Source organism: Rummeliibacillus sp. TYF005, assembly GCF_003844195.1.
Classification (GTDB): domain Bacteria; phylum Bacillota; class Bacilli; order Bacillales_A; family Planococcaceae; genus Rummeliibacillus.
The window spans coordinates 1-23,968 of the sequence record NZ_ML122547.1 but is presented as its reverse complement, the minus strand read 5'-3'; the positions used below and the strand labels follow the sequence as shown (position 1 = coordinate 23,968).

The window sequence follows — 23,968 nt, the reverse complement described above, 5'->3', positions numbered from 1 at the left end:
ACTGTGAGACAGTAATAATTTTAAAATATCAAATTTAAAACAAAGTAACACAATGCGGCTAGTGTTGCAGCTATTGGCATAGTGATGATCCAAGTAAGTACAATTTTACGTGCCACACCCCACTTAACCCCTTTTACGCGTTGAGCAGAACCTACACCCATAATCGCTGAGGAAATAACATGTGTTGTACTAACAGGTAAGTGGATTAATGTAGCTCCAAAGATAACAGAGGCTGAGGCTAAATCTGCTGCTGCACCATTTATCGGTCGCAGCTTCATAATCTTGCCACCAACTGTTTTGATAATCTTATATCCTCCCACAGAAGTTCCTAATCCCATAGCAGTTGCTGCCGCAATACGTACCCAAAGTTGGATATCGTCGCCGGCTTGCATTTCAGCAGCTATTAACGCCATTGTAATAATACCCATTGCTTTTTGCGCATCATTAGTACCATGTGTGAATGATTGAATTGCTGCCGTACAAATTTGCAACAACCGAATTCCTTTGTTTGTCCTATAGAGATTTGCATTTCGGAATAATATTTTAAATAGTGACATCATTAAGAAGCCGGCTACAATTGCGATAAAAGGTGAAAGAAGTAGAGCTTCTAATATTTTAATAAATCCACTATAATTTAATATTCCAAATCCTGCAGCTGCAATTGCTGCACCAGCTATAGAACCAATAATAGCGTGGGATGAGCTAGATGGTATTCCAAAATACCAAGTAACCAAATTCCAAATAATAGCGGCTATTAAAGCAGCTAAGATTACAACTGATCCATTAGATAACGCAAAAGGATCTACAATATCCTTTGTTATTGCTTTTGCCACGCCCGTAAAAGTAATAGCACCGATAAAGTTCATAATAGCAGCCATCATTACAGCTGCTTTTGGTGGAAGAGCTCTAGTTGAGACTGATGTTGCAATAGCGTTAGCTGTATCATGGAAACCATTTATAAAATCAAACGCTAGTGCGAAGATTACCACTAATACGGTTAAAATAACTACTGTATCCATTTGCCCGCTCCTTAAGCATTACGCATAATAATTGTTTCCATCGTGTTTGCAACATTTTGACAATCATCTGCAATATCTTCAAGTTGTTCATATATATCTTTAAATTGAATAATTTTAATCGGATCTTTTTCACGCAAGAATAATTGCTTAATAGAAGTACGTAATACTTCATCACATTTACTCTCATAATCTTTTATTAAAATAGCATTCTCGCGCATACTCGTTAAATTTTTATTTTGCAATTTTTCCATTGCTTTTACAACCTCATCAGCACTTTTTACAATATAACTAATAAAAGTATTCATGGAATTATCAGGTTTAGTTAAAGCAAACATGTATATATGTGCAATACATTCTTCCATACCATCAAGAACATCATCCATGCTATTCGCTAAAGCAAGGATATCTTCTCTCTCAATAGGTGTCATAAATGATTTATTGAGCATTACGATCAATTCATGAATAAGTGAGTCACCATCAGTTTCATATCGTTTCATTCGAGTACTAATCTCATGTAAGTCCTCTAAATTTTGAACATGAACATCATTAGCGTAGTGTACTGCCTCTTGAACATTCAATGAAATTTTGTGCAATACCTCAAAAAATGGATCTTCTTTTTTTCGACTAAACATAAATTCCTCCTGAAAAGTTAGTGTCAAAACATGTTGTTTTGAGCGCAAAAATATCTTAACAACAAATTCATAAAAATACTCGAAAATTTACACTAATTAACGCAAGATTTACAATTCTGTAATATAAGCGTTCACAAATTCGCAAAAGAATTTATTTTTTAATAAAAAAACGGATCTTCCATTTCATTTAAATAAAAGTCCTTTACCGTTAAAACATTGATATCAATAGGTTTAATGAACTTCCAACATCTAAAGTCCATGTCAATAGTTATTTCAGTTTTAGATATTCATAATTTTTACAATTATAAAAATACTTATTTACAAATTCACAAAAAAAGAGATGTCAATTTTCGACATCTCCTTTAACTCTCATAGGATAAACTAAATATCCTTTAAATGTTGTATTTCATTATAGTTGTCCAACCACCAATTTCCGTCTTTATTATAAATCAGGCTCACCCCACCATTTGAAAGAAGATCACTTTGAGGGTAGATAGAAGAATTTTTTACCATCGTGAAAAGTGTGTGTATGACTGCACCATGTGTAACTAATATCACTTTCCCTTCAGGATATTGATGTTGAATGGTTTGTAGTCCTTTTGAGATTCTTTGTTTTAAATCTTCAATTGATTCTTGATTTGGATATATTTTATCGGGATAGTTTTTAATCCTTTCCTCGTAAGTCATCCCTTCCGCTACTCCAAAAGTACGTTCAGCGAATTCTTTTAAAGTATAAAAAGGTAGTTGTAATGTTTCATTTATGATTGCTGCCGTTTGACTCGCCCGATCAAGAGAACTCGTATACATGGCATTACAAGCTTTATTTTCAAAATAGCTTCTACATGCCATTGCTTGTTGTTTTCCTCTTTGATTTAAAGATGTATTTGTTCCACCTTGGAGCCTTCCTTCACAATTCCAATCTGTTTCCCCATGTCTTACTATATAAATTTTAGTCATATGCACACCTCTTTTACTTTGAGTAACATCGTAACATATAAATCTCAATGCAAACTATACATTTTTTTGAAATTTTTTATTTCATTACTTTTCCTTTTACCCTGCAGCTTTTGTAAAACCAGCTTCTTGTGCTTCTTTTTCAGAACAAAACATTTTTTCAGCCTTTACAGCATCATAATTGTTCATACCTGGGAGATGATAGAGCTTTTTACCCTTACTATTAATATTTCCTTTAATGTTACATGTTGCTCCTGATTTCACGTTAGATTGATTTTCTTGAGAGTGGTTATCTGTAGAAGGATGATTTGTTGATATTCCTTTTGACGAATCAGTTCCTGGGCTCCAATTTTTTACTACTGATTTTACAAAGCCTCGATCTGTCACATATCCGTCATATTTCCATATACCTTTTTTCTCTCTTTTTGCTTCTTCTTGAATTTCCTTATACTTTTTTACATACCTTGTGTTAGGTTCATATATGTAACCAACCCGAACAAGACCTTCCCGGATTAATTGTTCTTGAACACTCTTACCATCTGCATAGACATAGGCGAGTAGTCGTCCATACTTATCTTCTTTACCACCTACATCAAACTCTAATGTCACATTCTTGGCATTATTTAAAATCTCACGGTTTCTAGCTTGTGCTTCACGTCCAAATGGCTGCTCCCCTAGTGTCTTATGATACATTTCAGGCGCATCTACTAATAAAAAACGTACTTTTTTCGTCTCACCTTTATATTTTACTTTCATCGTATCGCCATCCATAACACTTACAACTTCCACTTTTTCTTGATTTGAATCATTTTTAGAGTTGGATGTATTACTAATTTTGCAACCTGCTAAAAACACAATTACAAGGCTACATATTACGATCATCCATATTTTCAATTTTTTCACCATCATTCTTATATTTTTTCATGTTGAACCAGCGGAGTACTTGTCCAGTTCAATAAGAGAAATCCGAAACGCTAAAGTATTTCCTAGCGCTTCGGATCTAGCTTAACAATTTGACTTTTAATCTATTAAATAATCATTTTAATATTAAATCTTATCTTTCTCGATTATTGATTCACCTGCTTCTTCTAAATCACGAATACGATGGGCTAATCGAGAGGAAGCTGATGCTGCAATACTTCCGACTAAATCATCTAAGAATGTATGCACACCGTTTTCTCCCTTTGTATCAAGCTGTTGAATAATCCCCATTTTCTTTTTATCTAAATGCCCATAGGTTGTGACAGCAATACTACCATACGTCAATACAGAGCCAATTGCTAATGTTTCATCAACACCAAATAGGCTTTCATCAGATTCGATTAACTGTTGCAATGGTTGAGATAGCATGCCTTTCTCTGCTAATTCATCTAATTCGATTCCTACGAGGAGTGCGTGTTGAACTTCTCTCTTATTTAAAACCCGCTCAACTGACCCAATGCAATGGCTAAGTGTTAAGCCATTGTTATATGGATATTGCATTTCATAAACAATTTCTGCAATATCATTTATCGTTACGCCTCTGCGTTCTAATGCTTCTCTTGCCGCTTTGGCTACCGTATCTGAAGAAACTTTCAATTTTTCGTTGTACATTCGATAAACCTCATTTCCACTATATAATTCAGTCTATCTTCCATTATACCTTTGCTAATTCATATGTTACAATTTCCCTACATACACATTAAAGGAGTGTTCAATGTGGGACAAGGTACCATCACAGATTTAGAATTTTACAGCGAAGCCCTAAAAGAATCGTTGGAACTACTAATATATCTTCCAGCTAATTATTCTCCTTTTTATAAATATTCGGTTTTAATCGCTTCAGACGGAAAAGATTACTTCCAATTAGGTCGAATTAGCCGTGTAGCTGATGAGTATTTAGAAAATGAAGAAATAGAAAATTTAATCATAGTTGGCGTTCCATATAAAAACGTAGAAGATCGCAGAAGAAAATACTTACCTACTGGAGATTTACATGACGCTTATTTGCGTTTTTTAGCACATGAACTTGTTCCGTATATTGACAAAAATTATTCAACATATCAAATTGGCATGAGTCGTGCGCTTATTGGAGATTCTCAGGCAGCAACCGTTTCTTTGTTAGCCGCAATCGCTTACCCTAACATTTTTGGTAAAGTCATTTTGCAATCACCATATGTTGACGATGAAGTGCTGAAAAAAGTTCACGAGATAAAAGATCCGAATGCGTTATCCATATATCATGTCATAGGACTTGGTGAACATAAAGTAGTAACAATGAATAAGTCAATCAAAGACTTCCTTACACCAAATCGGGAACTTCATCAATTATTTCTTAAAAAAAACATTTCAACCTTTTACGAAGAAATTGAGGGGCAGCATTCATGGAAATATTGGCAGTCAGATTTGCGAAGAGCTATTTTGCAAAAATTCGGTCTTTAAAAAGGTTATGTTATTCCTAGAGTAAGTTTTTCTGCTATACTGAAAATTAAATACAATTATTGTTGAACTCCAAGGAGGTCGTTCATGATGAAATATGGTATTGTAGCTTTTCCTTCTAAGCAACTACAAGACTTTGCAAATTCTTACCGAAAAAGATATGACTCTCATTATGCTAAAATCACACCTCATATTACATTAAAAGCTGGTGTAACAGAAGTAGAGGACTCACAGATTGAAAGCATATCAGAATATGTTAAAGAGATTTGTCATCAATTTAGTCCCCTTAAGATTCATGTTACAAAAGTTAGTTCATTTGCACCTGTAAATAACGCAATCTATTTAAAAGTCGAGCCAACCGAAGAGCTTCTGAATTTGCACAATGCATTACATACAGAGAGGTTTGGCGGAAAAGCAGAGTATAAATTCGTTCCTCATATCACCATTGCTCAAGATATGAGTTCCGGAGAACATGACGATATTTACGGACAATTACGTATGACAAAAGTAGATTTTAGCGAAGTCATCAATCGTATTCATTTACTCTATCAACTAGAGGACGGTTCTTGGACTGTTTACGAAACATATCGTCTAACAGGAGAAGCATAGTCTTTGGTATTCGCAAAAATTGTTGAAACGGAAAAAGAACTTCAGGATGCCTTTTTTGTTCGTGAAGAGGTTTTCGTGAAAGAGCAAGGTATTCCTCGACCTTTAGAAAAAGATGAATATGATGATATCGCTACACATTTTGTTGCTTATTTTGATCATCGTCCAATTGCTGCGGGGCGAGTACGCTTTAAAGATCTGACAGCTATCGTTGACCGTGTTTGTGTTATACCACCTTTTCGTAGAAAGCAAATTGGGGTATTAATGATGCAAAGTCTTGAACAGTATATTCAAGGATCGAATATCAAAAAGGTTAAACTTAATGCACAAACTCATGCAATTCCATTTTATGAAAAACAAAATTATTGCATTACTTCTCCAGAATTTTTAGATGCGGGAGTGCCTTACCGTGCAATGGAAAAAGTTCTATAATGTATAAAAAAAGCTACGATGTACTATGAAAAAAATCATAACACATCGTAGCTTTTTATTTGGAAGAAAGTGTAACTAGCTAGTTTGTACCGTTGTTCGAATGATTGTGTTGTTTAATAGATGTCTATACATAAAAATCAAAATATAATCCTCCACCTACAGTATGCCAAAATACCAAATCATCTGAAGAATTATGAGGGGGTATATTTATCATTTTTTTCTTTAAACGGGGTATTTTTCTCCAATATTCCATGTTCGTATAGCTATGTTGCCGATTCATTTGTGGATTAAGTTGATATTGTAGGTTTACATTTTGAACCGGATGAATATAAGAGAAACGCTCTTTCTTTTGCCATGAACGTATCAAATCTTGGTTTGCTTGGAAATTAGGAATTGGTAAAAGATATCCCATTTGAAATCACTCCCTGTAATATATATTTACCTATATGTGAGAGTAGGAACGTATATTACAGGGGCATGATTAAATTACATCATATTTTGAATTTTACTTAGGTCTAAGGATTTGCCATTTTTAAGAATAGACGCAACAATTTGTTCTTCAAGCTCTTTTGTTACAGGTTTATTTGCAAGCTTAGCAACTTTTCGAACAATTTTACGAACTTGTCGCTCATCTTGAAAATTCGCGTTTTGAATAGCATTAGCTAGTGCGAAGACTTCTTCCATTGGAACTCCCGTTTTCTCTTCGATTCTTCGAAAGAAAGATGGATTCATCTCAACGCCTCCTAGTAGATAAAGCTAGTGCCAACGATAATTAACAAAATGAACAATACAACGATCAAAATGAAAGTTGAACCGCCATAGCCACCGCTATAGCCACCGCCGTAGCCACCGCTGTTGCCACAACCGTATCCATATCCTCCCCATCCTGACATTGCAATCCCTCCTCTCTTTTCTCCCCTATCTTATGCGGAGTTAAAAAGAAGAATCGGGCTTTTAACTAGGGTTGCTGACCTTTTGAACGGAAAATTAAGGCTCCAATCATTCCAAATAAAATAGCTGCACTAATACCAGAGCTTGTTACTTCAAACATACCTGTTAACACACCAATCCAGCCATGTTTTTCAGCTTCTGCAATAGCTCCGTGCGTTAACGAATTTCCAAATGACGTAATAGGGATTGTAGCTCCTGCACCAGCAAAATCAATTAACGGTTCATAAAGATTAAAGCCATCTAATATTGCACCTGTAACGACTAAAATGCTTAAAGTATGTGCAGGAGTCAGTTTGCCAACATCCATTAGCAATTGTCCTATTACACAGATTAAACCGCCTACGATAAAAGCAATTACTATTGAAACGAACATTTATATTCCTCATTTCATTGAAATTTCAATTGCATGAGCCGTACAAGGAATGCTCTCATTTTGCTGTACGGTCAATGGAGAAAGTAGAGCACCTGTTGCTACAGCAAGTACGCGCTCGATTTTCTTTTCGTTTAATTGTTTTAAAATATAACTATAAAACACTGATGCAGAACAACCGGCACCGCTAGCACCAGCTAAAAAAGCCTCGTCATCTCCATAATATTCTGCTCCTGCATCTCTAATTTTTTGGACATCTTGTTTAGCCATTCCCTGCTTTGTAAGCATTTCTTTCAAAATAGGAAGCCCTACTTTTCCAAGATCTCCCGTCATAACTAAATCATAATCCGCAAGTTTTTGACCTCTACCCTTTAAATGTCGAGTTATTGTATCACATGCCGCCGGTGCCATAGCTGCTCCCATATGAAAGGGATCCGTTTGCTGCAAATCGATAACTTTTCCTATGGTTGCAGCCTCCACAGCTGGACTATTCATCTGCCCTTTTGCGATTAAAACATATCCGGCAGCTGTAACAGTCCATTGAGCTGTACCTGGTTTTTGCCCACCATATTCGACTGGGTAACGAAATTGTCGTTCAACAGAATTATGCTGGCTACCTGCCCCAGCAAGTGCATAGCGACTTCCGCCTAATTCTGTTAAAAGAGAAGCGATAATAACACTCGAAACTGCAGTTGCACAGGCAGAGAAAAGTCCAATATAAGGCACTTGTAAAGTTGCTGCAGCAAAATTTGATGGAGTCATCTGATTTACTAAATCTCCACTCATTAAGAAATCCACATCATTTTGTTTAACATTTGCTTTTTTTAGCGCAATTTGACAGGCTTCTTCTACCATTGTTTGATGCCCTTTTTCATTAGAATCCTCATCGGCTCTTTCATTGTCATAAAGTCTGTCGAAATCTTGCGCGAATACGCTATTCTTTTCGACTGGTCCAGCTACAACACCTGATCCAATAATCGCAGGTTTTGAAGGGAAATATATTACACCTTGATCCATCACCAGTTAGCAACCCCCATTGTTACTAAGATTAGCTTTACAAGAGCCACTAAAAAAGCAGAGACAACTCCAAATACAATAACTGAACCTGCTAATTTGAAGATATTCCCGCCTACGCCTAAGACAAATCCTTCTGTTTTGTGCTCTATTGCCGCAGAAATAACCGCATTACCAAACCCTGTAACAGGTACAGCTGAACCTGCACCAGCAAATTGTCCAATCTTTTTATACAGACCAAATCCTGTTAAAAGCATAGCGATGAAAATCATCGTAGCTACTGTCGGATTCCCTGCAGTTTTCTCTGTAAAATTAAAATAGCTTATATAAATATAAGTTATAAGCTGACCAACCGTGCAAAAAATGCCACCAACAAGAAAAGCTTTTAAACAATTTTTTAAAATTGAAGGTTTCGGTGAAATCGATTGTTGTAAATTATCGTATTGTTTTTGATCCATTACGTTTCCTCCTTCTCAAGCTTTTTAAGATCTTTTATTTTCTTATCTAGCTTTTTTTCACTCAATTGTTTTTTTGCCAATTTATCGGTTTCCATAATAAGTTTCAAGTCTGTACTTACGACTACATTTCTATCGGGTAAAGCCTTTTTAACTTCCTTTTTCCACTTTTTTTCATATTTCTGTTTGTTCCATTTTGAAAATGGTTTTACCTCTATACCAACTATGGCCGAATCCTTTGTGAAAACTGCTGTAACCCTTTTTACGTGTTTATCCTCCTTTAGTATTTGCTCGATCTTCTGTTGTTGTTGCTGATACTCTTCTTTGTTATTGGTTGCCATGAAATCATTTTTTCCATTGTTACAACCAACCAAAATGAGTATTACTAATAGTCCAAACCATTTTTTCATATTTTTTCATCTCACCCTTTTAGTTTTAGTATGTCGATTTTTAGATAAAAATATTCAAACGTGACAACAGCCCGAGCCTATTATTGTCAAACTCATATGGTATAGAGAGCTGAAAAGAGGAGGTGAAAGTTGATGGGTTGTTGTGGAAAAGAAAGTTCAAGTTTTAGTGGTCCAGTACATTCCAAAAACTGCGTATGTGATGTAGTGCGTGCTATTTTAGATATTCAAACACAAGGTGCAAATGATGATTGTGATTGCCCCACTAATTGCTTTTTAGAGCCACTAGGAGGTTTAGTAAACCCTGCTAGAACAAATGCAGATACTCGAGTATTCATGTTATTAGGAAAGGACGGTACGCCATTCAAAGCTTTCTTCAGAGATATTATTGGAAATACAAGTACAGATTGCAGATGCTTCTCTGTATTCTTCCGAGTTGAAGATGTATTCGATAATTGCTGTGCAACTTTAAGAGTATTAGAGCCACTTGACAGAAATGGTGGTGAAGTGGATATTCTTAATGATGACGGAACAAAAGTTGATTTACACAAACTATGTAAAGTAAGAAACTTTAACCGTACAAATAGTTGTATTACTGTAGATTTAACTTGCTTCTGTGGCGTACAATGTATCCGTGATGTAGATTTGGATATTTGCTAAGATTTACAAGGTGAGACAGCGTCGGAATACAGGAGTGGTTGGAACTATCAATCACTCCTTCTTATTATTAGGTAAAAAAAAACGAGTTCAGAAGAATAAATTCTGATACTCGTTTTAATATGCAATTATTATTTAATTGTATACATACTACACTTTTGCTAACTATCTAAAAATGATTTTCCACGCCATAGTAAATCCTTTAAATCTGCAACTGGAATGGCTTGAACATCATCATCAGTTGTTCTAATTAGTACTTGCTGCTTTTCAACATTGAGTTCGTAAACTTCTCCTGGAATTTCTCTGCCATCATTTACGATGAATACAAGAGGTTGGTAGACCTTTTGTTGAAAGGGCCTAGATAAAAACAAAAGCTTCTCTTTTCGTTTTCGCCATTCACCAGTATCTAAAATAGCATTTGTTTCTTCCGTCTCTAGATGTTCTTCCTCAAATTTAACTTCTTCCATATCTACTTCAAATTGAGCATGAGATAATACGTCAATTTCTTTGAAAACTGCAGGTGGGCTCTTCACGAAAAGGAGTGGGCGATTTACCACAATTACACTTCCTTTTTTTATTTTTATACTATGCCCGATTTTCAAAATGTTTCACATTAGATGGTTTATAAACATTGTAGCAATTCCAAGATAAATGACGATACTTGTTATGTCATTCAAAGTTGTGATAAATGGTCCCGACGCAACTGCTGGGTCTATATTCAAACGATGCATCAATAATGGAATAAATGAGCCTGCCAAAGTTGCGACGACAATAGAACAACAGATTGCTACACCAACTAGTATGCCTAATAATAAAGTATGCTGCCAAAAATATACAATACAAAAAGCGACGACACCACACACAAGACCCATAATCATTCCCGTAACTAATTCACGGAATATTAACTTAAGCTTACTCTGTTCTTCCACATCCCCTGTTGCAATACCTCGAACCGCAACGGCTAATGCCTGTGTTCCGCTATTTCCTGACGTACCACCGATTAATGGGATAAATGCTGCAAGCAATGCTACCTTTTCAAGCGTCCCTGTGAATAAATCTATTAAATTAGCTGTTAGCATTCCTAAAAACAATAGAACAACAAGCCAAGGCAATCGTTTTTTTGCTGCTGCAAATGGATTGGTATCAAAATTATCCATATCAGATACCCCAGCCAGTTTAGAATAGTCTTCCGATGCTTCTTCATCAATAACATCAATAATATCATCGACAGTAATAATCCCTAACATTTCATTTTTAGAATTGATAACTGGAACAGCCAAGAAATTGTAGTCTTTCATAATTTGTGCAACATCTTCCTGGTCATCGGTCACATTTACACTAACGACGCGTTCGTTCATAATTTCATGAATCAGTGTGTCTTCTTCTGCAATAATTAGGTCACGTAATGAGATTACACCTGTCAGATGATTCGTATCATCGACCACAAAAATATAGTAAATCGTTTCCGCTTCAGGTGCTGCATTACGTAGAATAGTCATCGCAGATCTTACGGTAGAGTTTTCAGGAATTGCAACATATTCAGTTGTCATAATCGAACCAGCTGTATATTCTTCATAATGTAACAAGTCTTTTATATCTTGTGCAGATTCGTTATCCATTATTTGAAGGAAATGACTGATTTGATCCTTATCTAATTCATTTAATACATCGACCGCATCATCTGTATACATTTCTGCTATCATTACTGCAGCATAATCCGGTGACATTTCTTCCAAGAAACCTTTATATTCGTTATCATCAAGATCAAGAGCTTCGAAAATCTCAGCCATCTCTTTTGGGGACAAATACTGATAAATAATCTGTCGTATATCAGGTTCCACCTTCTCATAAAACTGTGCCTGATCATACGGATGAAGTGACAAATATTGATCTCTAAAAGTTGTTGGCGAATCAGTTTGTAATAACCCACGTAATTGCTCTTCATCAAATTGTACTTCATCTTTTTTTGCTTCGTCTATCATGCATTGTCCCCTCCTCTCGACGTTTATATTTTTTAGGACACCTTATAATAATAATTCGAACATTACATAAGGACAATTATTTTTTTAAATATATTGTTACAACTTAAATAGTAACATTAGATGTTACTTATACTCAAATAACATTTTCTTCATTCCCTAGGAAATACATTTAAAAGTAAAAACTTTATATTAAATAATAAAAATAGAAAAGGCGTTGTCTACTTAAAGACAACACCCAAATCAGGTTAACCTATAATCATTCGTATATTCGCCTTATATCTTCAGGAAATTCGCTTGTCCATTTTAAAGTCTGACCATTTAGTGGATGTAGCAGTTCGAGTTCTACACAATGCAATGCTTGTCTTGCTACTAACTCTCTTTTACCACCATATAAATCGTCTCCCAATAACGGATGACCAATAGAAGCCATGTGTACTCTAATTTGGTGCGTACGTCCTGTGTGCAAGTTCAATCTTACATGACTTATATCTTCACCATGAATACGATATCGATTGAGTACTTGTACATCTGTATGTGCAAACTTACCGTCTTCTCTTACTTCTCTTTCAATAATGCTTCCGTCTTTTCTCCCAATGGGAGCAATTATTTGAAGAAAGTCTTCAGATATTTCCCCGTGTACGAGCGCTTCATATGTTCGATGAATCTCACGTTTCTTTTGCGCTTCACTCATTAAATGATGGATATGACGATGTTTTGCTATACACATTAGCCCTGATGTATCTCTATCTAATCTAGTAACTACATGCACAGTAGAACGAATTTGTTGCTCTTTTAAATGTGCTGCTACAAAGTTAGCGATGCTACCTGTTGGATGATCATGTGAAGGAATTGTACTTTGATAGGGTGGCTTTTCCAAAATGAGTAATACATCATCCTCGTATTTTATAGCTAATTCTCCACTTTCAGGAAGCAGTCCATCACTGACTTCCTCTATAGGAAAAATAACTGTAACTTCATCTCCTATATTCAAAAGAAAACGTACATTCTGCTCTTTTCCATTCACAAGTAATGCTCCACCTTGAAATTTAATCGCTGTTAACGCTCTTTTTGAAACGCCTATATCTGCTAATGCTTCCCTTAATAATTGTTGCTCTTTTTGTGCAGTAAAGGTTAAACGATATCGTAAATCTTGCATCAATCTTTCAAATCACTATCGATAAAGGAATCATGAACACGTTGCCAGAACGGGAAAGCTTTAAAGCGAGCAAAACGTATCTTTTCTTTGGCAACGCGATATTGAATTGACTTTACATTTTTATGCAACAATTGCACATGATCCACAGTTACCATAAAGTCTTCTGCTTTTACCGGTTTGAGGATACATTTATGATGTGCAGGCAAAACAAGTGAGGAACCTACCGTTCTGAAAACACGGTTATTAATCGAAGCCATTTCCGTAAGTTGTAATGCTTGCAATGATGGATGTAAGATGGCTCCGCCTAGTGCTTTGTTATAAGCTGTACTGCCCGAAGGTGTTGATATACAAAGGCCATCTCCACGAAATCTTTCAAATGGGCGACCATTTAGTTCAACATCCATTACAAGTGTAACTTCAGGTGATTTAACAGTGGATTCATTTAAAGCCAGATAGGTATAACAATCATCGCTATTTTGATAGTTAATCTTCACTTCTAATAATGGATATTCAATAACTTTAAACTCACCTTTTGCAATTGAAATGACAAGTTTTTCAATTTCACTTGGTTTCCAATCGGCATAGAAGCCAAGATGACCTGTATGAATTCCGACAAATGCAACTTCAGATAGCATATGAGTATAGCGATGGAACGCGTGTAATAATGTTCCATCCCCCCCAATAGATAGTACGATGTCCGGTTTTTCTTCATCAACTTCTAAGCCAAAATCAGTTAAATAGTTCGTAGCACATTCCATTAGTTCGTTAGACAATGGGTCATTACGGGATTGAATAGCGAATCTCATTGGTACTCTCTGTCCCCTTTCGGATGATTTTGGCGTACTTTAGGTTTTGAAGCTTCTTTATATTCTGTGAAATATTGTTGTGCTTCCCTGATTTCTTCTCGTATTTCAGACATCTCTTCGTCGAGTTTAAATGCTGCCTCTGCAGCACTTTGCAGACGATTTTTTATTTCTTTAGGAAATACACCTTTATATTTATAATTCAATGAATGTTCAATCGATGCCCAGAAATTCATCGCAAGGGTGCGAATTTGAATTTCTGCTAAAATCACTTTTTCTCCTTGAATTGTCCCAACAGGGTATTCAATAATCATATGATAAGACCGATATCCACTCTTTTTAACATTTGTGATATAGTCTTTTTCCTCAATGATATGTAAATCATTTCGTTGTCTTAGTAATTCAATAACAGTTGGTATGTCATCTACAAACTGGCACATAATACGAACCCCTGCAATATCTTGTAATTCATGAGCAAGTGTATCCGATGGCTCAAATACTAATCCTTTTTCTAATGTCTTATCATAAATACTCGCAAGTGGTTTTACTCGTCCAGTGACAAATTCTATAGGTGATGTCGTGTTCGATTTTTCGAATTGCGCACGTATCCCTTTTAATTTTATTTTTAGTTCGTCCACTGCTTGCTTATAGGGCTGTAAAAAGCGATCCCATTGTCCCATGATAAGTCCCCCTAACAAAATTTAGGCTTCACTTAATAGTTCTGCAAAGGTTTCTTCGACTGTACTTGTAAAAACCTCTCCATAATTATAGTTACCTTCAATATTATATATAAGTGATTGTAATTCATCCTGAAAGTTGACCAATTCAATCGCCTCAGTTCCACATTTTAACATAGGAATTGCTTTTGATTGTAACGTTTCTACTAATAATGGCCAAACTGATTGTGGAAATTTCACATAACTATACTCAGTTTCCTCATCCATTAAATAAATAAATGCCAATTCATCTGAATCAGCAATTATACGACCTGAGGCTTGCCAATTTTTCACTTGGTCTTTTGGATTTTGTAACTCAAAATAGATATGTGAATCTTGAAGTGTTCCTTTTTCGACTATATAAGTTTTACGCAAAGTCAATCTTCCTTTCTGTGAATCTGCTATCTATTTTATCATAGGCTTATTCAAATCTAATCATTTTTTCAGGATATTTGTCATGTATTTTCAATTTAAAATGAAACTACATATAACAGCGATTTACTGTCCAATAATACGGGCTGGCTGTACATTGCAATTTGTTATAAAATTCCTTTATAATTCATAAATAGAAAGGGTGTCCTAAAATGACCCAACAATTAGAAATTGAATTTAAAAACATGTTAACAAAAGAGGAATTTTCACGTCTTTGCACTACATTTAATCTAACCGATGAAAATTTCCATTCTCAAACAAATCATTATTTTGATACCAAAGATTTTGCGCTAAAAAATTTAAAATCCGGTCTACGAATCCGTGAAGTTCAAGATCGTTTCGAGTGTACATTAAAAGAACCCGCAATTGGGATTGGCTTAACAGAAACAACCGATTTACTTTCAAAAAAAGAAGTTCAATCTATTTTGTCTGGTAATTCTGTCCTTCATGCTCATGAAGTAGAGGGTAGACTACAAGCATTGGCAATAGATCCACACGATTTAAAAATTTTGGGTACACTCCAAACAAAACGTGCCGAAATAAAATATGAAGGCGGTCTATTAGTATTCGACCATTCCCAATATGCTGGAACGGATGATTACGAGTTAGAATATGAGGTTTTAAATGAGGAAACTGGGAAAGTGATTTTTGACCGTTTCCTAGCACTCCATTCGATACCACGTAGACCAGCTGACAAAAAAATTGCTCGTTTTATGAGCGTCGTGAAGAAGAAACGAGGTTTATAGATGGATATTCAATCATTAGCACAACTTCAAGCATTACAGAGCACCAATTCTTATGACACTAGCGCAACAAATAATGCAACTTCCTCAACATCTGACGTATTTGCACAAATGTTGTCGCAATTGACATCATCTAATTCAGCAAGTGCAACGCAAATGCTTGGCTTAACAAATGCTCTTTCAAATAGTAATGATGCAACTAATTTAATGCAACTTTTAAGTAATGGACTAAATGGGAACTTATTTAACAGTGGTTCTTCAAGTAACTATAGCCAGTTACTTGGCAGTGGTAGCTCAGCATACTCAAATTATAGTCAAATCTTAAATAGTTTAAGTAGTGCACCTGCTACTACAAATAATTCGCTTTATTATAATGGTACATCGCCTGTTTATACCCCTTCATCTGTATTGAGTAATTATGTGAACAATTACAACAACCTAACAAGCAGTACTATAAACCCGCAAGTGGGAACGAAAAGTGTATCATCTAATACAAATTATGATGCAATTATAAAAAAAGCATCCGAAACATATGGTATACCTGAAAAGTTGATCAAATCCGTTATTAAACAAGAATCAGGATTTAATAATAATGCAACAAGCTCAGCTGGTGCTGGTGGATTGATGCAACTAATGCCTGCCACAGCCAAATACTTAGGTGTTAGCAACGTATATGATGCCGAGCAAAATATTATGGGAGGCACCAAATATTTAAAGCAACTATCGAACAAATTTAACGGAAACTACAATTTAATGTTAGCTGCCTATAATGCCGGACCTGGTAACGTAACAAAATACGGTGGTATTCCACCATTTAAAGAAACTCAAAATTACGTTAATAATATTATGAGTACATACAAAGCTTAATAACATAATTTTTAAAATTGCCAATAACTTCGCATCTACCCATCCATTATTTTTATTTTTTAGAATGGCTCTAAATGCGACAATTATTGGCTTTTTTCATCATAAAATATGAAATTTAAAATAGAGACCGAGTGATTTGTTTGAGAAAATACATAGAGGTTGCTAAAATAGAATTACAGCTAAAGCAAAGGAGAATCATCTATGACGCAAAAACCTATCATTCCTTATGAGGAAATTGGTAAAGAAAAACTTAATAAATTAATTGATATTTTCTATTCCAAAGTCGCTAAAAATCCGAAGCTAAAGCCTATATTTCCTGAAGATTTAACTGAAACAGCTCGAAAACAAAAGCAATTTCAGACACAATATTTAGGTGGCCCGAATATTTATACAGAAGAGCATGGTCATCCAATGCTAAAAGCACGACATATGCCATTTAAAGTTACACCAGAACGTGCGCAAGCATGGTTAGAGTGTATGTCCGAGGCAATGGATGAGGTAGGTTTAGAAGGTAAATTCCGTGAAATTTATTATAAACGTCTTGTCCTTACAGCGCATCATATGATTAACTCTCCGGATGACGAGGAGGTTTTAGAGTGAACAATATTCACTATCTAGCCGAAAAGCCTGTAGTATCTCCATCTACTACTTTAAGCAAACCCATTGAACTCTATGTTTTCATGGATTTGTTATCTCGTGGTAGTTGGGAACTTCAGTCATTAATTCGTCAATTGCAGATAAGTTACGGTCAATACTTTTCACTTCGAATTGTTTTGAGCACTGAACTCAACTCTTTGAACACAGCTTGCCAACGTATTAATAGTTGTGAGTCTCATGAGGATCTTGTCGATGTTGCTCATCCTGTCCTTCCTTCAATTGCAGTAAAAGCTGCTGAACTACAAGGAAAAAAAGCAGGATATCGCTATATGATGAAACTTCAAGAATACGCTTTGATTGATACAAAGAATGTCTGCCAATGTAGTACATTACAAGAAATTGCTATCGAAACCGGCTTAGATATTGAAGAATTCCAATCTGACTTTCTTTCAATAGAAGCATCCCGTGCTTTCCAAAGTGATTTATGTATTACTCGTGAAATGGAAGTCGAAGAAGTACCGAGTTTTGTATTCTTCAATGAAAATATAGAAGATGCTGGATTAAAAGTTTCTGGTTCTTATTCCTATGAAGTTTATGAAAGAATTTTAGAAGAATTACTTGATGAAAAGTTGGTTTGTCAACAGCCACCTTCAGTAGAAGATCTATTCCATCGCTATCATACTTTAACAACTAAAGAAGTTGCTGCTATTTATAATATCTCTCTGAATACAGCCGAACGCGAACTTAAGAAAAAAATGCTCCAACAAAAACTTGATCGAGTAAACTGTGATGAATTATCGCTCTGGCGTTTAAAATAAATCATTAAATTCCAAGGTTGATATAGCTCAACCCAATAATTAAGGGAAATTGCACTATGCAATTTCCCTTTGGTGTTTTATATATCATAAACTATACGATATTAGAAGTTCTTCTTCTCACGTATAGTTACTATGTCATCTTTCGATAAAAAACAAAAGAAGCACCTCTACGGGAGATGCTTCTTTTCACAAAGGGGATGGGAGAAATGTTCACGTTCAAACAAAGGGGTGTATGTTTGTTTGTGATTTATTTCACATCTACACTTTAGCATGAATATACTCTTATATCAACGTTTCAAGCTTATATTCACAAAGTTGTCATATAGTAAGCGATTACAATGGAAATTCAATTTTTTTATGTATAAAATGTCATGTAATTGTCAATTAATATAAGTCATAGGTCGAACTACTTATTTCGAGACTCATATTTAAGCCACAACCTATGTGCCGAGGATGCATTGGTCCATCACGGAGCAGCATTATTATACATTGTAAATATTTAGTATAGAAGAAGGGGTGCCCACAAGTTTTCGACTTATGGAACACCCCTCATATAAATTTTCTTATTCAGCTAATAGTTTTTCAAGTTCATCTAGATTACGTTCAAATACTTTACAAGCTTCAACGATTGGAGAAGCAGATTCCATATCTACCCCAGCTGCTTTCAACACATTAATAGGATAATCCGAGCAACCAGCTTTTAAGAACTTATTAATATAACGTTCTACAGCTGTATTACCTTCAGAAAGGATTTGTGAACTTAGAGCAATTGCTGCGCTCTTACCTGTTGCGTATTGATATACATAATAATTGTAGTAGAAGTGAGGAATACGTGCCCATTCTAAGCCGATTTCATCGTCTACTACCATATCTTCGCCAAAGTATAGCTTATTTAAATCATAGTACACTTTAGTCATACTTTCAGCAGTAAGTGCTTCCCCTTTTTGATCCATCTCATGAATGATATGTTCAAACTCAGCAAACATTGTTTGACGAATAATTGTACCGCGGAATCCTTCCAACCAATGATTCAAAATGTAAATTCTTGTTTTAGGATCATCAATTGTTTTTAACAAATAATCATTTAATAACTCTTCGTTACAAGTAGAAGCTACTTCTGCAACAAAAATAGAATAATCGCCGTAGACAAACGGTTGGTTATTTCGAGTATAGTAACTGTGAACGCTATGTCCAAATTCATGAACAAGCGTGAAGAGATTATCTAAGTTATTTTGCCAGTTCAATAATATATATGGATTTGTACCATATGAACCTGATGAATAAGCGCCACTACGTTTTCCTTTACTTTCTAATACGTCTACCCAGCGGTCTTCAAGTGCCTTTTTAATAATCCCTACATAATCATCACCCATTACACTTAAAGCTTTTAACATATGACCTTTTGCTTCTTCATATGTCATATCAATTTTAGATTCTGGTACAAGTGGTGTATAAACATCCCACATATGCAATTCATCAACACCAAGAATTTTCTTGCGCAATGAAATATAACGATGCATTAAAGGTAAATATTGATGAATCGTTTCAATTAGTTGATCGTACACTTTTTCAGGAATACTATTTGCTGACATCGCAGCTTGACGAGCAGAATCATAATGACGGATACGAGCACTAACATTATGTGCTTTAACATTTCCTGATAGTGTAGCAGCAAATGTATTTTTGAAACTGCCATAAGTACCATACATTGCATGGAATGCTTCTTCACGTACAGAACGATCTTTACTTTCTAGGAAGTGAACATAGTTTCCGTGTGTTAATGGTACTTCGTTACCATCTTCGTCTTTAATATTTGGGAACTCTAAATCTGCATTATTTAACATACTAAATGTGTTAGATGAAGCACTTGTCACTTCTGACATTTGAGACAGTAATGCTTCTTGTTCAGCTGGTAATATGTGAGGTCGTTCTTTATTGATTTCTTCAATTTCTTGTTTATATAATTGAAGCTCTTCATTTTCTTTTAAGTAACTATCTATAACAGCTTCGTCTAATGATAAAATTTCAGGTGTTAAGAATGATAGACTTGTTGAGATTTGAGCATATAATGTTTGGGCACGGCTATCCATTGCTTGATAAGTAGAATTAGTTGTATCTTGGTCATTACGCATATGAGAATATGCATAGAGCTTGCCTAATTTAAGATATACATCGTCGCGGAAACGAAGTACTTTTAACAAAGCTTCCGCACCATCTTTGATCGTACCTTGAAAAGTAGCAGCTTCTTTACCTAGTTCGCTAATTTCTTTATAGGCTTTTTCCCATTCAGCATCTGTTTCGAAAATATCTTCTAATTTCCAAGTAAGTTCAGTTGGTACCTCCTCTCTTGTTAATACTTTTGTTTGTTGATTTTCAGCCATAATATGACCTCCCAAATTTAATTTGTTCCTATAAAATGAGTACTCTCATATTTTCTCAATTTTCTTAACGCTTTGCAAGAAATTGGTCATATAGAAGCTTTAATAGTATTTTTTCATTGAATTTACTTTGCATACATGTTATGCCTAAATTTCTTAGTATAAAATTGTAATTTTTAACTGATTGCTCAGCCTCATGATTCAAAAATAATGTAGGATATCTTTTACTAAATTCGTAAATCGTTCTCGTGGAAAGAAAAGTGAACTGTTCTCCCTTCTCTACTAGAAACATGAGCCAAAGTAATTGCCATTCTGCATCCACTACAGAAAAATGGATATTCTTTGCAACAGGGATTCCTATAAACAAAGGCAACTTTTCAGCTTGAATACGGAGAAAATAACATGCGCGTAAAAATGGATCCTGTACACCCTTTTTACTCAGCAATAACCGTCGGCTCAAAAATAGTTTTCTTTCTTGCTTCCATAATTGCCAATAGATTTGAAAATCAGATTCCGATAGTTGTTTCGCAGTTAAAAAAGGGAAATGTTGTGCATCTAATGATAAATGCTGTACGTTGCCTATAAAACGATATCCTCCAAGTGGGACTAAATGAGAAAAATAAACAAAAGACTCAGCTTCGGGATTAAAAGTCATCATATGTGCATCGTCTTGGGTATATGTGATAAACCGCTGTTTAAATGGGGAAATTTTAAGTAGTTGTATACCATTTCGATAAGGTTGTTTGTCTTTTGGGGTTTGTAAAATCCAAATAGGAATTATATCTTCTTTCAAATAGCCTTCTGTACGAGATTCCATTTTGGGGATAGGAATCGTACTACATTGAAACTCAACTGCATATTTCATGGCGTTATATTCAATTAGCAAATCTGGGCGTTGTGCTAATTCTTTTAAATAAGGTTCAAGTTGAACGTTCAAGTTCAGTTTTTGAAACTTTTCGTATAATAACTGCTTTCCTAATAAATGTGTAGTTGTTTCACCTTCTGAAAACAACCCTTTACACTTACTGTTCTTTTGATGAGCAAAATGTGGGATTACAACTTGTCCTATTCTCATCAGTAATGGCTCCTGACACTGCGGACAATAAAACTTCTCTCTCCTCCTCAATTCTATTAATTCGTCATATTCTATATTTCTAGTTAATGTGATCATCCGTTTTTGATCATTAATCGCTGTTAAAATATAATCACCCCCTCTATTAAATTTTATGAATAATCTCTCTATTTTGCAAACAAAGTGAAGATTCTATCAATAGTGTATAAGAATGCACTTTTTCGATTAAAAAAAGAAGCTATTTGAAAATGAATTAATCCATTTTCTAATAGCTTCTATTGTATTTATACTGCAGAAACTCATTGGTTATATTTGCATACCGATAAAAAAGTATTGTTATTCTTTTTACCAATTGAGTTCAATTTTTCATTTAAAAATATTTTCGGACATTTTCAAAGCAATTTTCTTCCATTATTACTTTTCCATACTCTTCTAATACATGGATTGTCTTATCCGCTTCATCTGCAAATTCTGAAATAACACTTAGATAATTCTCTAAATCTCCCATTAAACAATCTTCATCAAATTCGACATGCAAGTAAAACTTTCCGTCCATTTCATATAAAGAATTGTCAAAATCGGCCTCTTTCGGCATTCTGTAGGCTATATCAATAATATCATCAAATTGGTTTAGTTCGAACGTATAGCCATCGAAGATTTCATCTGATTCACCAAAAAATTCATTAAACTCATCTGGTTTTATGTCCACACCACTAAAGGCATTTTCAAAAAACTTTCTTTTATCTTCTAAATTTGAAGGCAGGTCTAGTAATCCATCCGAGTTCAATTTGGCAGTAGTGACTGTTAATTCAAGTCCGTTTTCTTTTGCTACAACTTGAATCCATAATGGACCGTCCATTTCAAAATCTATATCGTCATTAATCTCTTCCATCATTACCCAGAAGAGTTCTTCGCCTTTTTCTCGGTTATACCATATTTCATCTTTCGTGAAACCGCGTTCTTCAATGTCAAGATAAGAAATGAAGAGTTTTAGTGTATTCTCATTAATGCGTTCCATATCCATATTACACAACTCCCTCCGGTCACTACTTCTAAAAAAGATTTGTCTGTTAGCCAGATTCTTGAAGGTGTACCATATAAACAGCGTCTCTTACTATTGTATGACGAGATGACGAAAAATGAAAAGAATAAATCTTAGGAAATAACAATAGTATATGAAATATAATAGAGTATGTTGATAAAAGCTTCAGAAAAATTAATGTTACTTATTTCATATTACCATACTGCTATAAAATATAAGTTGACACAGAGGTAATTTTCTTCATCCTAAACATACTTTTCAGCTATGTTCAACTTCAAAATTGATCAGACTAAATAAAAAAGCTAAAACCCCAGCCTTTTCGGGAGCTCTAGCTTAGCTTGTACATATATTCTCCAACTATACGATTAGTTCACCATTTTTTGGGCTTCTTGTAATTGGTAAGCACGTACTTTCCTTGGTAAGAAACGTCTAATTTCATCCTCGTTATAACCAACTTGAAGACGTTTTTCATCTAAAATAATTGGACGACGCAATAGCCCTGGATTTTCTTGAATTAATTCATATAATTTTTGTAATGGAAGAGATTCTAAATCCACTTTTAGCTTTTGGAAAATTTTAGAACGAGTAGAGATAATTTCGTCTGTTCCATCTTCAGTCATTCGTAAGATTTCTTTAATTTCACTAATACTTAGAGGCTCAGCAAAAATGTTACGTTCTTTATAAGGAATCTCATGTTCTTCCAACCACGCTTTTGCTTTTCTACATGAAGTACAACTTGGTGATGTAAATAATGTAACCATCATATCAAACACACCCTTTCAAATAGTAAGTAATTATATAAACATTTATCTATTTTTAAATTAGAATTACTCTAATAAAGAAGTCTAACATCATTATACAACATATTTTCTCATTTGGATATACACAAAAAAGAAATAATTTCAATTGATTTATGTCTTTTATTTCTATAACAATAAGCATTTTATATTATTTATCAGGCTCAATTCTCACTTACAATATTACTATAGCCAAAAACATTAAACTTTAATCACTGAGAAAAAAATAAAATTATTCTCATTTAGAAACACGAAATTGAAAATAGATAATCTTCTAAATATACATACGATTCATTTCGAAAAAAGGTTTCATTTTTTTGATTTTTTATAATGTTTAGGTGGACAAATCAATTTAAAAAATGAAAAGAGGCTGAGACAAAAGAGCTTTAGCTAATTAAAAATCCGAACAATAATGTGAAATTCTATTTAGTGCTTCACATTTGTTCGGATTTTCTTTTTAATATTTTTAACCTTTAATAACTCATCGTAATATTATTTTCTGTGTTCCGTTCCAGATGGCGCTTTCCGCGGGCTTGGCTTCAATCTCCTCGTCACTAAAAACCGTGTGCTCCTGCATCGCTTCGCTAGCTTCGTCGCAGAAAATCCCTTTTGCAAAGACGAGGGCACTGAAAAAGTCCTTTCTGATTTTT

Annotated in this window: 29 protein-coding genes and 1 pseudogene; 8 read left to right on the top strand and 22 right to left on the bottom strand. The window is 34.7% G+C overall.

Features of this window, described 5'->3' with window-relative positions; translation table 11 throughout:
- Positions 1–20 precede the first annotated feature (20 nt).
- The 5 genes from CW357_RS05940 to CW357_RS05920 all read right to left on the bottom strand — a co-directional run bounded on the left by CW357_RS05940 (position 21) and on the right by CW357_RS05920 (position 4,198).
- On the bottom strand, positions 21–1,019 hold the full coding sequence (locus CW357_RS05940) for an inorganic phosphate transporter (RefSeq protein WP_119414678.1): 999 nt from the start codon (positions 1,017–1,019) through the stop codon (positions 21–23).
- A gap of 11 nt (positions 1,020–1,030) precedes the next feature.
- A complete protein-coding gene (locus tag CW357_RS05935; protein WP_119414677.1) occupies positions 1,031–1,651 on the bottom strand; it encodes a DUF47 domain-containing protein in 621 nt (206 codons plus the stop codon).
- Positions 1,652–2,032: 381 nt separating this feature from the next.
- Entirely contained in the window at positions 2,033–2,608 is a 576-nt protein-coding gene (locus CW357_RS05930) for a histidine phosphatase family protein (protein WP_119414676.1), read from the bottom strand.
- 96 nt (positions 2,609–2,704) lie between these two features.
- Positions 2,705–3,508, bottom strand: coding sequence for a thermonuclease family protein (locus tag CW357_RS05925; RefSeq protein ID WP_119414761.1), 804 nt, complete (start codon positions 3,506–3,508; stop codon positions 2,705–2,707).
- Positions 3,509–3,652: 144 nt separating this feature from the next.
- Positions 3,653–4,198: a phosphatidylglycerophosphatase A family protein gene (locus CW357_RS05920; RefSeq protein ID WP_119414675.1), complete on the bottom strand. Its 546-nt coding sequence runs from the start codon at positions 4,196–4,198 to the stop codon at positions 3,653–3,655.
- 105 nt (positions 4,199–4,303) lie between these two features.
- Here CW357_RS05920 and CW357_RS05915 point away from each other — a divergent pair, with 105 nt between their 5' ends.
- The 3 genes from CW357_RS05915 to CW357_RS05905 all read left to right on the top strand — a co-directional run bounded on the left by CW357_RS05915 (position 4,304) and on the right by CW357_RS05905 (position 6,061).
- Positions 4,304–5,026 (top strand): alpha/beta hydrolase, encoded by a 723-nt coding sequence (locus tag CW357_RS05915; RefSeq protein WP_119414674.1) that lies wholly within the window; start codon positions 4,304–4,306, stop codon positions 5,024–5,026.
- A gap of 87 nt (positions 5,027–5,113) precedes the next feature.
- Positions 5,114–5,632 carry a YjcG family protein gene (locus CW357_RS05910; protein WP_124217585.1) on the top strand — a complete coding sequence of 173 codons (519 nt, stop codon included), beginning with the start codon at positions 5,114–5,116 and terminating at the stop codon, positions 5,630–5,632.
- Positions 5,633–5,635: 3 nt separating this feature from the next.
- Entirely contained in the window at positions 5,636–6,061 is a 426-nt protein-coding gene (locus tag CW357_RS05905) for a GNAT family N-acetyltransferase (RefSeq protein ID WP_119414673.1), read from the top strand.
- A 124-nt stretch (positions 6,062–6,185) separates the two neighbouring features.
- On the opposite strand, the gene CW357_RS05900 is transcribed toward CW357_RS05905, so the two are convergent.
- The 7 genes and pseudogenes from CW357_RS05900 to CW357_RS05870 form a co-directional block, all read right to left on the bottom strand.
- Positions 6,186–6,473 carry a hypothetical protein gene (locus tag CW357_RS05900; protein ID WP_124217584.1) on the bottom strand — a complete coding sequence of 96 codons (288 nt, stop codon included), beginning with the start codon at positions 6,471–6,473 and terminating at the stop codon, positions 6,186–6,188.
- 74 nt (positions 6,474–6,547) lie between these two features.
- Positions 6,548–6,793, bottom strand: coding sequence for a stage VI sporulation protein F (locus CW357_RS05895; protein WP_119414671.1), 246 nt, complete (start codon positions 6,791–6,793; stop codon positions 6,548–6,550).
- 11 nt (positions 6,794–6,804) lie between these two features.
- Positions 6,805–6,876, bottom strand: a pseudogene (locus CW357_RS18855) (YjcZ family sporulation protein); the annotation flags it as partial.
- A gap of 143 nt (positions 6,877–7,019) precedes the next feature.
- Positions 7,020–7,385: a stage V sporulation protein AE gene (gene spoVAE / locus CW357_RS05885; protein WP_119414669.1), complete on the bottom strand. Its 366-nt coding sequence runs from the start codon at positions 7,383–7,385 to the stop codon at positions 7,020–7,022.
- Between the two features lie 9 nt (positions 7,386–7,394).
- Positions 7,395–8,399, bottom strand: coding sequence for a stage V sporulation protein AD (locus CW357_RS05880; RefSeq protein WP_124217583.1), 1,005 nt, complete (start codon positions 8,397–8,399; stop codon positions 7,395–7,397).
- A complete protein-coding gene (spoVAC, locus tag CW357_RS05875) occupies positions 8,399–8,854 on the bottom strand; it encodes a stage V sporulation protein AC (protein WP_124217582.1) in 456 nt (151 codons plus the stop codon). Before spoVAC ends, CW357_RS05880 begins: the two co-directional genes overlap by 1 nt.
- Positions 8,854–9,261: a YhcN/YlaJ family sporulation lipoprotein gene (locus tag CW357_RS05870; protein ID WP_124217581.1), complete on the bottom strand. Its 408-nt coding sequence runs from the start codon at positions 9,259–9,261 to the stop codon at positions 8,854–8,856. The genes spoVAC and CW357_RS05870 overlap by 1 nt, the downstream gene beginning before the upstream one ends.
- A gap of 132 nt (positions 9,262–9,393) precedes the next feature.
- Here CW357_RS05870 and CW357_RS05865 point away from each other — a divergent pair, with 132 nt between their 5' ends.
- Positions 9,394–9,918 (top strand): CotY/CotZ family spore coat protein, encoded by a 525-nt coding sequence (locus CW357_RS05865; RefSeq protein ID WP_119414665.1) that lies wholly within the window; start codon positions 9,394–9,396, stop codon positions 9,916–9,918.
- A gap of 158 nt (positions 9,919–10,076) precedes the next feature.
- Here the strand turns inward: CW357_RS05865 and CW357_RS05860 are convergent, their stop codons facing one another.
- The 6 genes from CW357_RS05860 to CW357_RS05835 all read right to left on the bottom strand — a co-directional run bounded on the left by CW357_RS05860 (position 10,077) and on the right by CW357_RS05835 (position 14,947).
- The gene (locus tag CW357_RS05860; RefSeq protein ID WP_119414664.1) at positions 10,077–10,472 is read right to left on the bottom strand and encodes a hypothetical protein; all 396 of its coding nucleotides are present in this window, start codon (positions 10,470–10,472) and stop codon (positions 10,077–10,079) included.
- A 51-nt stretch (positions 10,473–10,523) separates the two neighbouring features.
- The gene (gene mgtE, locus CW357_RS05855; protein ID WP_119414663.1) at positions 10,524–11,897 is read right to left on the bottom strand and encodes a magnesium transporter; all 1,374 of its coding nucleotides are present in this window, start codon (positions 11,895–11,897) and stop codon (positions 10,524–10,526) included.
- 256 nt (positions 11,898–12,153) lie between these two features.
- Positions 12,154–13,053 (bottom strand): RluA family pseudouridine synthase, encoded by a 900-nt coding sequence (locus CW357_RS05850; protein WP_124217579.1) that lies wholly within the window; start codon positions 13,051–13,053, stop codon positions 12,154–12,156.
- Positions 13,053–13,859, bottom strand: coding sequence for an NAD kinase (locus CW357_RS05845; RefSeq protein ID WP_119414662.1), 807 nt, complete (start codon positions 13,857–13,859; stop codon positions 13,053–13,055). Before CW357_RS05845 ends, CW357_RS05850 begins: the two co-directional genes overlap by 1 nt.
- Positions 13,856–14,536, bottom strand: coding sequence for a GTP diphosphokinase (locus tag CW357_RS05840; protein WP_119414661.1), 681 nt, complete (start codon positions 14,534–14,536; stop codon positions 13,856–13,858). Before CW357_RS05840 ends, CW357_RS05845 begins: the two co-directional genes overlap by 4 nt.
- 21 nt (positions 14,537–14,557) lie before the next feature.
- Entirely contained in the window at positions 14,558–14,947 is a 390-nt protein-coding gene (locus tag CW357_RS05835) for a UPF0738 family protein (RefSeq protein ID WP_124217578.1), read from the bottom strand.
- A gap of 209 nt (positions 14,948–15,156) precedes the next feature.
- On the opposite strand from CW357_RS05835, the gene CW357_RS05830 reads away from it, so the two are divergent.
- The 4 genes from CW357_RS05830 to CW357_RS05815 all read left to right on the top strand — a co-directional run bounded on the left by CW357_RS05830 (position 15,157) and on the right by CW357_RS05815 (position 18,029).
- Positions 15,157–15,750, top strand: a complete 594-nt coding sequence (locus CW357_RS05830) for a CYTH domain-containing protein (protein ID WP_124217577.1) — start codon at positions 15,157–15,159, stop codon at positions 15,748–15,750.
- The gene (locus CW357_RS05825; protein ID WP_119414658.1) at positions 15,751–16,614 is read left to right on the top strand and encodes a lytic transglycosylase domain-containing protein; all 864 of its coding nucleotides are present in this window, start codon (positions 15,751–15,753) and stop codon (positions 16,612–16,614) included.
- Between the two features lie 201 nt (positions 16,615–16,815).
- On the top strand, positions 16,816–17,214 hold the full coding sequence (locus tag CW357_RS05820) for a globin domain-containing protein (protein WP_119414657.1): 399 nt from the start codon (positions 16,816–16,818) through the stop codon (positions 17,212–17,214).
- Complete coding sequence (locus tag CW357_RS05815; protein ID WP_119414656.1) at positions 17,211–18,029, top strand: DsbA family protein; 819 nt, start codon at positions 17,211–17,213, stop codon at positions 18,027–18,029. The genes CW357_RS05820 and CW357_RS05815 overlap by 4 nt, the downstream gene beginning before the upstream one ends.
- A gap of 563 nt (positions 18,030–18,592) precedes the next feature.
- On the opposite strand, the gene pepF is transcribed toward CW357_RS05815, so the two are convergent.
- From pepF to spxA, 4 genes are all read right to left on the bottom strand, one after another.
- Positions 18,593–20,410 carry an oligoendopeptidase F gene (gene pepF / locus CW357_RS05810; protein ID WP_119414655.1) on the bottom strand — a complete coding sequence of 606 codons (1,818 nt, stop codon included), beginning with the start codon at positions 20,408–20,410 and terminating at the stop codon, positions 18,593–18,595.
- 64 nt (positions 20,411–20,474) lie between these two features.
- Positions 20,475–21,596: a competence protein CoiA gene (locus tag CW357_RS05805; RefSeq protein WP_256386321.1), complete on the bottom strand. Its 1,122-nt coding sequence runs from the start codon at positions 21,594–21,596 to the stop codon at positions 20,475–20,477.
- A gap of 253 nt (positions 21,597–21,849) precedes the next feature.
- Positions 21,850–22,503 carry an adaptor protein MecA gene (gene mecA / locus CW357_RS05800; RefSeq protein ID WP_119414653.1) on the bottom strand — a complete coding sequence of 218 codons (654 nt, stop codon included), beginning with the start codon at positions 22,501–22,503 and terminating at the stop codon, positions 21,850–21,852.
- Positions 22,504–22,886: 383 nt separating this feature from the next.
- On the bottom strand, positions 22,887–23,282 hold the full coding sequence (spxA, locus tag CW357_RS05795) for a transcriptional regulator SpxA (protein WP_119414758.1): 396 nt from the start codon (positions 23,280–23,282) through the stop codon (positions 22,887–22,889).
- Positions 23,283–23,968: the final 686 nt, after the last annotated feature.